The 14,187-nt window shown below is 37.4% G+C and carries 12 protein-coding genes; all 12 read left to right on the top strand.

What is annotated here, in order from left to right; all coding sequences use genetic code 11:
* Positions 1–6: 6 nt before the first annotated feature.
* Positions 7–1,953, top strand: a complete 1,947-nt coding sequence (gene gyrB, locus ABWU86_RS01155) for a DNA topoisomerase (ATP-hydrolyzing) subunit B (RefSeq protein ID WP_053949420.1) — start codon at positions 7–9, stop codon at positions 1,951–1,953.
* 119 nt (positions 1,954–2,072) lie between these two features.
* Positions 2,073–4,535: a DNA gyrase subunit A gene (gene gyrA, locus ABWU86_RS01150; RefSeq protein WP_435370525.1), complete on the top strand. Its 2,463-nt coding sequence runs from the start codon at positions 2,073–2,075 to the stop codon at positions 4,533–4,535.
* A gap of 145 nt (positions 4,536–4,680) precedes the next feature.
* Positions 4,681–5,964, top strand: a complete 1,284-nt coding sequence (locus ABWU86_RS01145) for an MFS transporter (RefSeq protein ID WP_293793403.1) — start codon at positions 4,681–4,683, stop codon at positions 5,962–5,964.
* A gap of 65 nt (positions 5,965–6,029) precedes the next feature.
* On the top strand, positions 6,030–6,500 hold the full coding sequence (locus tag ABWU86_RS01140; RefSeq protein ID WP_293793402.1) for a hypothetical protein: 471 nt from the start codon (positions 6,030–6,032) through the stop codon (positions 6,498–6,500).
* 114 nt (positions 6,501–6,614) lie between these two features.
* A complete protein-coding gene (locus ABWU86_RS01135; protein ID WP_353320999.1) occupies positions 6,615–7,703 on the top strand; it encodes a hypothetical protein in 1,089 nt (362 codons plus the stop codon).
* 182 nt (positions 7,704–7,885) lie between these two features.
* A complete protein-coding gene (gene rpsF, locus ABWU86_RS01130) occupies positions 7,886–8,176 on the top strand; it encodes a 30S ribosomal protein S6 (RefSeq protein ID WP_053949426.1) in 291 nt (96 codons plus the stop codon).
* A gap of 41 nt (positions 8,177–8,217) precedes the next feature.
* Positions 8,218–8,700, top strand: coding sequence for a single-stranded DNA-binding protein (ssb, locus tag ABWU86_RS01125; RefSeq protein ID WP_053949427.1), 483 nt, complete (start codon positions 8,218–8,220; stop codon positions 8,698–8,700).
* 29 nt (positions 8,701–8,729) lie between these two features.
* Positions 8,730–8,966 (top strand): 30S ribosomal protein S18, encoded by a 237-nt coding sequence (rpsR, locus tag ABWU86_RS01120; RefSeq protein ID WP_034530639.1) that lies wholly within the window; start codon positions 8,730–8,732, stop codon positions 8,964–8,966.
* A 161-nt stretch (positions 8,967–9,127) separates the two neighbouring features.
* The gene (locus ABWU86_RS01115; protein ID WP_293793361.1) at positions 9,128–11,164 is read left to right on the top strand and encodes a DHH family phosphoesterase; all 2,037 of its coding nucleotides are present in this window, start codon (positions 9,128–9,130) and stop codon (positions 11,162–11,164) included.
* Positions 11,165–11,227: 63 nt separating this feature from the next.
* Positions 11,228–11,680 (top strand): 50S ribosomal protein L9, encoded by a 453-nt coding sequence (gene rplI, locus ABWU86_RS01110; protein WP_293793359.1) that lies wholly within the window; start codon positions 11,228–11,230, stop codon positions 11,678–11,680.
* Between the two features lie 26 nt (positions 11,681–11,706).
* Entirely contained in the window at positions 11,707–13,098 is a 1,392-nt protein-coding gene (gene dnaB, locus ABWU86_RS01105) for a replicative DNA helicase (RefSeq protein WP_293793356.1), read from the top strand.
* Between the two features lie 59 nt (positions 13,099–13,157).
* A partial coding sequence (locus ABWU86_RS01100; protein WP_353320996.1) for an MFS transporter occupies positions 13,158–14,187 on the top strand: 1,030 nt, incomplete at its 3' end.

Here is a 14,187-nt window from a genome sequence, read left to right as displayed (position 1 = left end):
ATAAAGTTGACTGATAAAGAAAAAGAAGAACAAAGAAAAAAAGCTGACGAATATAATGCCAGCCAAATTCAAGTTCTAGAAGGTCTAGAAGCTGTTCGTAAGCGTCCAGGGATGTACATTGGATCAACTAGTGTCCAAGGTCTCCACCATTTAGTATGGGAAATTATTGATAACGGGATTGATGAAGCCTTAGCTGGTTTCGCCGATACCATTCACGTAACTGTTGAAAAAGATAACAGTATTACCATTGTCGATAATGGACGTGGGATTCCAACTGATATCCAAAAGAAAACAGGTAAGCCAGCCCTAGAAACTGTCTTCACAGTCTTGCATGCCGGAGGTAAATTCGGTGGTGGCGGATACAAAGTTTCTGGGGGTCTACATGGGGTGGGAGCCTCAGTAGTTAATGCCTTATCAACAGAACTAGACGTTACTGTTACCCGTGATGGTAAGAAGTACTACATGGACTTCAAGCGTGGACACGTTGCTTCTGAAATGAAATTCGTTGGTGACGATGATCCAGATAATCACGGAACTAAGGTCCACTTTGTTCCAGATCCAGATATTTTTACAGAAACTACTACTTACAACATCAAAACTTTGACTGAAAGAATTAGAGAACTTGCCTTTTTAAATAAAGGACTAAAGATTTCTCTTCGTGATAATCGTCAAGAAGAACCTACATACGAAGAATTCTTGTATGAAGGTGGAATTAAGCACTATGTTGAATACATCGACAAAGACAAGCAACCACTTTTTGAAGAACCAATCTACGTTGAAGGTATGGAAAACGATATTTCAGTTGAAGTTGCTCTTCAATACACTGATGATTACCACAGTGAAATGAGAACATTCACCAACAACATTCACACCATCGAAGGTGGAACTCACGAAGAAGGTTTCAAACGTGCATTAACTCGTGTGATTAACGATTACGCTCGTAAGAACAACCTACTAAAAGAAAAAGATGAAAACTTAACTGGTCCAGATGTTCGTGAAGGACTAACTGCCGTTATTTCAGTTAAGCATCCAGACCCTCAATTTGAAGGTCAAACTAAAACTAAGTTAGGTAACTCAGACGCCAGAGCTGCTACTGACCACATTTTCTCAGAACATTTCTCTAAGTTCTTATTTGAAAACCCAACATTGGGTAAACAAATCGTCGAAAAAGGGGCATTAGCTTCTCGTGTTAGAGCCGCTGCTAAACGTGCTCGTGAAGTTACTAGAAAGAAATCAGGATTGGAAATTTCCAATCTACCAGGTAAATTGGCTAACAATACTAGTCGTGATCCTGAAATTTCAGAACTATTCATCGTCGAAGGGGACTCCGCGGGAGGATCTGCAAAGCAAGGTCGTTCTCGTTTGACCCAAGCAATCTTGCCAATTAGAGGTAAGATTTTGAATGTTCAAAAGGCAACTATGGATAAAATCCTAGCTAATGAAGAAATCAGATCAATGTTTACTGCCATGGGAACTGGTTTCGGTAATGACTTTGATATTGAAAAAGTGCATTACCACAAATTAATCATTATGACCGATGCCGATGTCGATGGTGCTCATATTCAAACACTATTATTAACATTGATTTACAACTACATGCGTCCATTGATTGATGCGGGATATGTATACATCGCTCAACCACCTTTGTATCGTTTACAACAAGGTAAGATGATTAGATATATCGCAAATGATGAAGAACTAGAACAATGGAAAGCACAACTACCAGCTTCACCTAAACCAAGTATCTCTCGTTACAAAGGGCTTGGTGAAATGGATGCGGAACAACTTTGGGAAACAACTATGAATCCTGATAACCGTCGTCTACAACGTGTTGAAGCCAAAGATGCAGCGAAAGCTTCAGAAATCTTTGACATGCTAATGGGTAACAAGGTAGAACCACGTCGTAAGTTCATCGAAGAAAACGCAACATTTGTTGAAAACTTGGATATTTAACGACAAATGTTTCACATGAAACATTTTAATGTAGTGACCATGAATTGGAGGTAAAAACATTGGCCAATAATGAAGACCTATCAAGCCATCGTATTGAAAATGTTGACTTGTCTGAAAAAATGAAAACATCATTCTTGGACTATGCCATGAGTGTTATCGTGGCACGTGCCCTTCCTGATGTTCGAGACGGAATGAAACCAGTTCACAGAAGAATTTTATATGATATGCGTGAACTAGGACTTACTCCGGACAAACCATTCCGTAAGTCTGCCAGAATCGTAGGGGACACCCTAGGTAAGTATCACCCCCATGGGGATGCTGCCGTTTATGGTTCAATGGTTAGAATGGCTCAAACCTTTAGTTACAGATATCCATTAGTTAACGGACACGGTAACTTTGGTTCTGTCGATGGTGATGGCGCAGCCGCAATGCGTTATACCGAAGCAAAACTAAGTAAAATTGGGATGGAAATGCTAAGAGATATCAATAAAGATACTGTTGATTTCCAAGACAACTTTGATGGAAGTGAAAGAGAACCTGAAGTACTACCATCTCGTTTCCCTAACTTATTAGTTAACGGTGCCTCCGGGATTGCCGTTGGGATGGCAACTAACATTCCACCACACAACTTAAGTGAAGTTATTTCTGCTATTCATGTGTTAATGAATAACCCAGAAGCAACTACTGCTGATTTAATGGAAGTTTTACCTGGACCTGATTTCCCAACTGGAGGAGTTGTGTTAGGTAAGTCTGGAATCAGAAGAGCTTATGAATCTGGTAAAGGAAGCATCGTGCTTCGTGCCAAGACTGAAATCGAAGAACAAAAGAGTGGTAAACAACGTATTATCGCTACTGAAATTCCATACATGGTTAACAAAGCTAAGTTGATCGAACACATCGCTAACTTAGTTCGTGATAAACGACTAGAAGGAATTTCTGATATCAATGATGAATCTGACCGTGATGGTATGAGAATCGTGATTGATGTTCGTCGTGATGCATCAGCACAAGTTGTTTTAAACAACCTATACAAGCTAACTTTAATGCAAACTAGTTTTAGCTTTAACATGTTAGCCATCGTTGATGGAACTCCTAAGATTTTAAGCTTGAAGGAAATCTTAAACGAATATCTAGAACACCAAGTTAACGTTATTAAACGTCGTACTGAATACGAATTAGCTAAAGCTGAAAACCGTGCTCACATCTTAGCCGGTTTGATTGTGGCCTTAGATAATATCGACCGTGTGATTACCATTATTCGTGAATCACAAACTTCAGTTATCGCTAAAGACCAATTAATGAGTGAATTTGACCTAAGTGACAAACAAGCTCAAGCTATCTTGGATATGCGTTTAGTTCGTTTAACTGGTTTGGAACGCGATAAGATTGTTAGCGAACATGCCGAACTATTAGAAGAAATCGGTCGCTTAAAAGAAATCCTATCAAGTCGTGATAAGATTAACGAATTAATCTACCAAGAATTACTAGAAATTCAAGAAAAATATGGTGATGAAAGACAAACTGAACTACGTGTTGGTGAAGTCTTAAGTATTGAAGATGAAGACTTAATCGCTGAAGAAGACATTATGATTACCTTAACTCATAATGGATACATCAAGCGTACAGCTACTTCAGAATTCAAGAGTCAAAACCGTGGTGGTCGTGGAGTTCAAGGAATGGGTGTTCATGATGATGACTTCATCGAACAACTATTAGGAACAACTACCCACCATTCATTACTATTCTTTACTAACCTAGGTAAGGTATATCGTATGAAGGGTTATGAAATTCCTGAATACGGTCGTGCTGCCAAGGGAATTCCAATTATCAACCTACTAGGCATTGATACTGACGAAAAGATCCAAGCAGTGATTACCATTGATGAAAATGAAAATAACGATGGTAAGTACCTATTCTTTACAACCCTAAAGGGGACTGTAAAGAGAACCCCTGTTGAAGAATTCCAAAACATTAGAAGTAATGGTCTAAAGGCAATTCACCTTAAGGATGAAGATGAACTAATGCGTGTTTCAACTGTATCCGAAGACCAAAACATCATTATTGGAACTCACTTGGGTTACTGTGTCAGCTTCAAGGTCGCAGACGTTCGTTCAATGGGACGTTCAGCAACCGGTGTGCGTGGTATCCGTCTAAGAGATAATGACTACGTTGTTGGTGGGGATGTCTTAAATCCAAATGATAACGTCTTTGTAATTTCTGAAAATGGTTATGGTAAACAAACGCCAGCTGAAGAATACCAAATCAAGGGTCGTGGTGGTAAAGGTATTAAGACAGTTAACGTGACTGAAAAGAATGGTCCATTAGCTGGATTAACTACTGTTGCCGGTGATGAAGACATCATGTTAGTTACTGACAAAGGTGTCATGATCAGATTTAGTATTTCTGACGTTTCACAAACTGGACGTGCAACCCTTGGGGTTCACTTAATCAAGATTGATGAAGATTCTAGAGTTTCTACTGTTGCCAGAGTGCAAAAGGAAGAAGAATCTGAAGAAGAAGAAGCAGAAGTTTCTACTCCAGCAGAACCGACTGAAATCGAATCAAACGATGATGAAGAATAATTAGAAATAAATTAAAAGCCATTCAACTTATGTTGGGTGGCTTTTTTGTATATTTAAAATAAAAAAGAAAATTGTTTGTAATTGAAATATAACTGATTTATAATTGAATTCTAATGCTAAAAAAACTAGAAACGGTGGTGATTAAATGGAAAACAAGAAGATGACACAAAGCGAATCTAATCTTCAAATGATCAAGTCGCTTACTAGTAACGGATTAGGTGCTTTCAGTTATGGAATTTTCCAATACGGGATTAGTTTCATGCTCCTTCATGCCACCCATTCACCACTTAGTTTCGGGATGAATATTGCGGTAGGTCCATTGATTAGTCTATTAACGTTTATTCCAATTGGTAATTTCGTTGATACCCATAATCATAAACGGATCATCTTTTGGGGGTATTTACTAAGAGTGATTGGGTTTGCTTTGCTTGCATTGGCATTGCCATTCTTCTCTGGAACAGCATTATTGATTCCAGTGGCAATCTTTATCGCCGTAGATTCCATCCTAGTGAACTTAAGAAATACGGCCTATTCTGCATCGATTCGTCAATTAGTGAAGTTATCGGATGTCGCCAAACTAACGTCGTTAACGACCGCTGTAGCATCCGCGTCTAGAATTTTATCGCCGGTGTTAGGAATCACTTTATACGCTTTAATTAGTGTCGAAGGCTTAATCGGCTTAGAAATCTTAGCTACCATCATCGCAATGGCAATTATGATGACTCTCCATTTCAATCGTGTTGAAAACGAACAAAAAGAACGCCTTTCACAAAAAGAACAGTTCAAACAAACTATCGATTATGTTAAAAAGCGCCCGTTTATTCGTGACAGTATTATCGCTGAAATCGTGGTTAACTTTTTTTATACTGCGGTGGTAACTGGAAGTCCATTTATTATCGTCAATCAACTGGGACTACCTAATTCAGTCGTAATTTGGACTGAAACTGGTTATTCAATCGGTTATTTATTAGGTAGTTTGATTACTAGCCAATTAAAGGAACAACGCCATTTCGCAACTAAGATTATCACGACATTAATCCTAGTCGGAGTCAGCTTATCGGGATTAGGAGTATTATTCTTCCTAACCAATAACCAAATGATTGTTTCAGTGATTGGAATGTTACTATCATTAATGATGGAATTATCATTCGCCATTTTTGATTTGGCAATTGAGATTCGTCTCCAAAGCACGGTTGAACATCATATTTTAGGCCGAGTTAGTTCAACACTATACACGGTTGGTTTCGCCATTATGCCATTTGGAACACTGGTTTATACTTTGTTGTTCGATATCTTCTCTGATGGTAGTTACATTATGATTATCAGTGGAGTGCTACTAATCATATACGCATTATTTAGCGTTTCAACTTTTATTAAAAATATTAAAAAGGACGATTTGTATGTTCAAAATCATCTAGTTAATGAATAAAAAACGGTTGGAGTTAATCTAACCGTTTTTAGTTTATAATGGATAATAATTGAGGAGATGAGCCTATGCGCAAAGGAAAAATGCAACGATCACCAGAAGTCAGAAAACGGATTAAAGAGTTTTTACAATATACTAAGGTGGCGATTGCAAACGTCATTTTATTATCACTATGCTATGACATTTATGACTTCATTGAGCGTGGGGGCAAAATGGATTTAGCGAACGTCTTATTTATTTCAGCAACCACCAGTATGGTCATTTTCGCTGCCGTCGCATTCGATAAAAATGATTTTTTCAATATGAGTAAAATCGTGATATCAAAGAGTTTCATCATATATACAACTGTATCTATTGCCCTAAGTTATTTATTGGTTGTCGGTTTAAATTGGATTGATCAAGAAGTTTTAAAATGGCCTCTGGGGAGCGTAATCATCTTTATAGTTAATTTCTATAAATACACGTTCCCATCAATTAGCCTGCAAATGGTATTTGTTTACATCCTATTTGTTGTTTATAAAAAAATGATGAAAAAGTAGCTGTCATTATTGCGATGATGGCTTTTTTAGTTACCAAAATGTAACCTAATTTTTTTATTTGTTACAGGGTATCAATGCTAGAATTATAGTTGATATTTTGAAAGGAAATTACAGATGAATTATAGAAGAGAACTATTAACTATCTTATTTTTAGGTTTAACACTAGTACTATTGGTACTCGGCGTAGATGCTCACGCGGGTGTCCGAACTTACACGCAAAAGGGCGTAGCGCTTAGTGGCGGAACAGCAACTTATTTCGTTAACAACACTAATTACGCAATCGTTCCAAAGTACAGTTATGGATCCAGTAATGGTTATTACGAAAGTGGTACCTATCAAAACCAACCATATTATATGTTAGCTATCGGTGGTAACTTCCGTCGTAATGCCAAAACTAGTTACTATTTACCAGTTTCATATAATTCTAGTGGTGATATGGCTAACCCACAAAGTGTTGCCGTTTCAAAATCTGGTCAATACGCTTACGTAATGTATCCTGGTTTTAGTAGTGGGATTGTGAGATATGACTTATGGAAACTAAACAGTTTAGGCGTCAACACTACTAATATGGCTGCGTTAAGATACGGTCTCAAGCGTCGTGATCCGCAAATCATGGAAGCGGTGAAATTTGGTCCTAGTTTAAATGTTGGTCACGGCCAATCATTAGCACTAAACCCTAAAACCAATCGTCTTTGGTTCATCCGAATGGACGTCGTTACTAGACGCCCAGTCTTTGTAGAAGTAAGCGCCAATACATTGGCACCAATTAAAGAAATTAAAACCACATTTAGCCACTCATATTCAATCAATAATGAATTGGCGTTTGATAATAATGGAAATGCATACACTTATGTTAAGTATCGTCCATCCAGAAGACATGCGGGAAGCATCGTTATCTTTAAAGGAAAAATTTATACTAAGTCTGCTAAGTTTAGAGCTATCAAACAAGGAATTGCCAACGGTCCTGGGGTGCAAACTCAAGGGATGAGTTACAATCCAGCTAACAATCGTCTATATTTGATTTCGGATGGGGTCATCACATCTGTTCCAGTTAGCAAGTTAGGTCATTTAAAGAATAAAGATGTCAGAACCACTCGTTTCGGCACTAATTTAGAATTTGAAGGATTAGCGTTCACTAGCAGCGGAACTGGATACATTATGACCATTCGTGGTGCTCAATTATTTACAATTGAAAACTTTTAAAAAATGAAACGGAGATGCTTCGCGTATTTACAAACGTATCGCGAAAAAACATTCCCGTTTTTGTATTGAATAATTTAGTTTTTAATGGTAAACTTATGGAACGTGAGTATTTGTTATAAATAACTAGTACTCCTTACTCAACCCAAGAGGTTGGGTCTAAAGTCCACAAGGAGGTGTAATTCATGGAAGAACACACATATGAAATTACTTACATCATTCGTCCAGATATGGAAGAAGGAGCTAAGAACGATTTAGTTGCTAAGTTCGACAAAATCCTAACTGACAATGGTGCTAAGATTGCTGATTCAAAAGACTGGGCAAAACGTCGCCTAGCTTACGAAATTGCCGGTTTCAATGAAGGTGTATACCACATTGTTAACTTGACTACTGCTGACAAAACAGCTCTAGACGAATTTGACCGTCAATCAAAATTCAGTGATGACATTCTACGTCAAATGACTGTAAGAAGATAATTTAAATTTAAACGTTTAAAAAGAGAGGAGTAATTTTCAGCATGATTAATCGTACAACTTTAACAGGTAGATTAACACGGGATGTTGATTTGCGATACACTCCAAGCGGTTCTGCCGTTGGAAACTTTACCTTAGCCGTTGATCGTTCTTTTACGAACCAACAAGGTGAAAGAGAAGCGGATTTTATTAACTGTGTTATCTGGCGTAAATCCGCTGAAAACTTTGCTAACTTCACCCACAAGGGTTCTTTGGTTGGAATTGATGGTCGTATTCAAACAAGAAATTACGAAAATCAACAAGGTCAAAGAGTATACGTTACTGAAGTTGTTGTTGAAAACTTTGCTTTACTAGAACCTCGTTCAAGTAACCAAGGCGGAAACAACATGGGCAACAATGCTCCTCAAAACAATGCAGGAAATAACAATCCATTTGAATCACAACCATCAAACGGTGGGAATGCAGCAGATCCATTCGCTAATTCAGGTGATCAAATTGATATTTCCGATGATGATTTACCATTTTAATGTGTAAATAAAAGAGGAGGGAAATTCTAATGGCTCAACAAAGAAGAGGTGGCCGTCGTCGCCGTAAGGTTGACTTCATCGCCGCAAACCACATCGAATACATCGATTACAAAGATACTAACCTATTAAGTCGTTTCGTATCTGAAAGAGGTAAGATTTTACCACGTCGTGTTACTGGTACTAGTGCTAAGAACCAACGTAAGTTAACTCTTGCTATCAAACGTGCACGTATCATGGGCTTAATGCCATTCGTTTCAGAAGACTAAAAATAAATTTTGGCTAGGACTGACTATTCAGTCCTAGTTTTTTTATGTGATAATATTTCAAGAATAGATGGAATACAATTAATGATTGTATTCCATTTTTTTGATTAGTCGCCGAATGTGATAAAATATAGATATAAAAAAATAGCAAAAGAGGAGTTACAATGAAGAAATTGTTCTCATTAACTAACCTCCCACCATTTTTAAAGAATAATGTTTTAAGGTGGATTGCGTTAGCTTTAACGGTATTGTCAATTTTCGGATTGGTTGTATCCTTCCTATATAACTTGACTGCCGGAATCGTATTTCTAGTGTGCGTTTGTTCATTACTATCTTATATCTTCAAAAAGATGAATGATCTAAGCGTCAGTACCGATAATTATATTTCAGATTTATCATATCGTATGCACCGTGGCGAACAAGAAACCCTTTTGGAAATGCCAGTCGGTGTCTTAATGATCAGTGAAACAGGAGCTATTGAATGGGTTAACCCATACTTAACCCCTTATTTTGGTGACCAAGATTTACTTGGTAAGACAATTGAAGAAGTAAATGAAGAATTAGCCACTATCGTTGAAAACAACTGGGATAATCCAGATTACGCAACCATTAAGTGGAATGATCATTACTTTACAATGTTAGTCCAAAAGGAATATCGCACCATTTATATGATGGATATTACTAAGTATTATCAAATTGAAAAAGACTATAACGATGAAAAAATCGCGATTGGTCAAGTTTTCTTGGATAACTATGATGAAATTACTCAATCAATGACCGACCAAGAAATTTCTAATTTGAATAACTATGTTACTAACGAATTAACTAAATGGGCCCAAGAATTTGGTTTCTTCATCAAACAAGTTGATGAAGATCACTACATTATGATGGCCTATTCTAAGATTTTGAAAAACATCGAAGATGATAAGTTCAGTATCTTAGACCAAATTCGTGAATCAACATCTAAACAAAACTACCCATTAACATTAAGTATTGGGATTGCTTATGGTGAAGACAACTTAAATGATTTATCAGAACAAGCACAAAGTGATTTAGACTTAGCGCTAGGTCGTGGTGGGGATCAAGTGGTGGTCAAAGCCAAAGACCATGAAGCTCGTTTCTATGGTGGAAAAACCAACCCAATGGAAAAGAGAACCAGAGTCCGTGCTCGTATGATTTCTCAAGCGCTACAAGAATTATTCAAAGAAGCCGATACCATCTTTGTTCAAGGACATAGTCAACCTGACATGGATTCTATTGGTGCCGGTTTAGGGATTCATCGTTTAGCTGAAATGAATGATAAGAAGTGTTACGTTGTTATTCCTGATGGTACTTTCCATTCTGATGTTCAACGCTTGATCGATAAGACTAAGGAAGATGAGACTCTATCTGAAGATATCATTACACCAGAAGAAGCTCTTCAAATCGCTACTGATAATAGTTTATTAATTATGGTCGATCACTCTAAACCATCCATGAGTGTTTCAAAAGAATTATATGAACGTTTAGAAAACAAAGTCATGATTATTGACCATCATAGACGTGGTGAAGAATTCCCAGAAAACCCAGTCTTGGTATATATCGAACCATACGCATCATCAACATGTGAATTGATTACTGAAATGTTCGAATACCAATCACAAGATGCACAACCAGTAAGCAAGCTAGAAGCAACTGCAATGTTAACTGGTATCTTTGTGGATACTAAACAATTCACATTAAGAACTGGAACTAGAACCTTTGATGCTGCATCATATCTACGTTCAGCGGGTGCTGATTCGGAAGAAATGCAACAATTTATGCGTGAAAACCCAGACAGTTATATGGCTAGAATGCACTTGATCTCTAAAGCCCAAGTGATTGAAGGCCATGAAAACATGATGTATGTTGCTGGTGAACAAGACTTAACTTATGACCCAGTTACTGCTGCGCAAGCAGCCGATTCAATGTTAAACATGTCTGGAGTTGATGCTTCATTTGTAATTACTCGTCGTCCAGAAGACTTAGTCGGGATTTCTGCTAGAAGTAACGGTGAAGTCAACGTGCAAAGAGTGATGGAAGAACTAGGTGGTGGTGGCCATCTATCTAGTGGTGCCACTCAAATTGCTGACAAGACAATTGAAGAAGTTGTTGCTATGCTAATGGACTCAATCAATGAAGTTAAAAATGAGGAAGCTCCAGAAGAATCTGAAGACAATTAATTCATTTAAAAAAGCGCCTAGAGAGTTTATAATAATATAAAGACATTAAGAGGAGTGATTTGAATGAAAGTTATTTTTTTAGAAGATGTTCGTGGTAAAGGTAAACGTGGAGAAATCAAGAACGTTTCAGACGGATATGCACAAAACTTCTTAATTAAGCAAGGTAAAGCGAAGGAAGCAACTAACTCAGCAATGAGCCAATTAAATGGTGAAAAGAAAGCTGAAGCCAAAGAAGCTGCTGCCGAACTAGCTGAAGCAAAAGACTTAAAGAAAACAATCGAAGATGACAAATGCGTAATTGAACTAACTGCTAAAGTTGGTGCTGACGGTCGTCTATTCGGTTCAGTTTCATCAAAACAAATCGTTTCAGAAATGGAAAAACAACATAACATTAAGATTGATAAAAGAAAGATTGAATTAGGAAATCCAATTAGAACATTGGGTTACACTAATGTTCCAGTCAAACTACACAAGGAAGTTACCGCAACTTTGCGCGTCCATGTTAGTGAACAATAATAAGTTTCAAGAAATCGAGGGGTAATATGAATAACAATTTAACAAATAGTAATTCAATGCCACCTCAAGATATCGCTGCAGAAAAGGCTGTCTTGGGGGCGGTCTTACTAGATAATGATAGATTAGCTGAATCACAAGAGTTTATTACCTCTGACGATTTCTACAGTCATAAAAATCGCTTGATTTTTGCTGCGATGGAAACATTGGGTGATAAGGGTGATCCAATTGATGCTACGACTTTACGTAGTCAATTGGAAGGTGAACACAATTTAGAAGATGCAGGAAATATCGAATACATCGTTGAAATTGCAACTACCACCCCTAGTGCTGCCAACGTTGCAGCTTACGCCAAGTCAGTTCACGAAAAATCAATTGCAAGACGTTTGATTAAAACTGCCAGCGACATTGTTGCTGAAGGTTATAACAATGACGGTAATATTGATGAAGTGCTGGATAATGCGGAACGCTCAATTTTAAATGTTTCCGAAAATCGTAATAGTACTGATTTCAGATCAATTTTTGATGTTTTGCAAGTTACGATGCAAGACATTGAAGATTTATCAAAACAAAAATCAGAAATTACCGGACTATCTACCGGATTTCCGGCGCTAGATAAGATGACCACTGGTCTTCATGATGATGAATTGATCATCCTAGCTGCGCGTCCTGCCGTTGGTAAAACTGCGTTTGCACTTAACCTAGCACAAAACGTGGGGACTAAATCCGGTAAAGCAGTTGCTATTTTCAGTTTGGAAATGAGTGCCGAATCATTAGTTAGTCGTATGATTTGTGCAGAAGGAAACATCAATGCTAATCACTTAAGAACGGGTCAATTGAGTCCGGAAGAATTAAACAATTTATACGTGGCTACTGGTAGTTTGGGTGAAGCCCAAATCTACATTGATGATACTGCCGGAACTAAGATTTCCGAAATTAGAGCGAAAACTCGTCGTTTAGCTAAAGATACTAATAACCTTGGATTAATTGTTATTGATTATTTGCAATTAGTTGATGGTGGAAGCCAAGAAAACCGTCAACAAGAAGTTTCATACATTTCACGTCAATTGAAAAAGATTGCCAAAGAACTGGGTGTCCCAGTAATTGCGCTATCACAATTGTCTCGTGGTGTGGAACAACGACAAGATAAGCGTCCGGTCTTATCTGATATTCGTGAATCTGGTTCAATTGAACAAGATGCCGATATCGTTGCCTTTTTATACCGTGATGATTATTATGAACGTGAAGGTGAAGAAGATGACGATGAACCTTCAGAAACACAAACAAATGAAGATGTTGGTGAAGTTGAAGTAATTATCGAAAAGAACCGTTCAGGTCCTCGTGGAACCGTTAAATTACTTTTCATTAAATCGCATAATAAATTTTCATCGATTGCATACAATCCAGATGATCAAGGTTAGAGAAAACTAAATCCTTAGCATAGCTAAGGATTTTTTTGTAAAAATATGGGGGTGACTTGATGAATGAAATTAAGCTGCATTGGTTATTTCTAGGTTCGTTAATTAATAATATTGCGGTTAGTACCGTATGGCCGCTGACTACGGTATATATGCATGATGCATTGGGGAAGAGCTTAACCGAGGTGGGAATAATTTTATTCCTATACTCGTCTTCAAATGTGTTGGGTAATTATATCTCAGGTAAGTTATTCGACCGTCATAACCGTTATTTTTTGACAATTTTAGGAATTATAGGTTCTATCTTAATCTCATTAGGATTGATCTTTTTTAATGGATGGCCATTTTACCCAATTGGGTTAGTTTTATTTGGTTTTACGACCGGTTGGAACTTAACAATGATTAATTCGCTAGGAACAACTGTCCATTTAAAATCGGGACGATTCATCTTTAACATGTTGTATTTAGCGCAAAATGTGGGGGTTGTATTCGGAACAATTGCGGTTGGCTTCATTTATCCAATTGGGATTGGATATGTCTTCATGTTATCGACCGTTATTTTAATCATTTATGGCATTAGCGCGGTTTTAACTTACCATAAACCAGGATCGATTTACCCTGCTAAACGGGATAAGGAAAAAACGGTTAAAGTGAAGTTACCAAAACCTAACCTTACGATTATTGCGACATTCTTTTTCACATTATCAATCATTTGGATTGTCTACGAACAATGGGTATCCAACATGTCGGTCTACATTACCGGATCTGGAATTCCATTATCAATGTATAGCTTATTATGGACACTAAACGCCTTTTTATTAGTAATCTTCCAATTGGTAATTAATTGGATTGCGCAAAAACATGATAGTTTATACTTCCAAATTTACTTGGGGATTTTATTCATCGGGTTATCGTTCTTTACATTGATTTTCACGAAAACTTATCCAGGATTTGTCTTATCAATGGTAGTACTAACAATCGGTGAAGCATCGGTAATTCCGTCGATTCCAGCGTTAGTAAATGAATTAACACCAGTCGCAGTGAAAGGAAAATACCAAGGATTAACCAACGCGTTTTCATCAATCGGAAGAG

The organism is Apilactobacillus pseudapinorum, from assembly GCF_040369555.1.
GTDB lineage: Bacteria > Bacillota > Bacilli > Lactobacillales > Lactobacillaceae > Apilactobacillus.
This window is presented reverse-complemented; position numbering and strand designations above follow the sequence as displayed.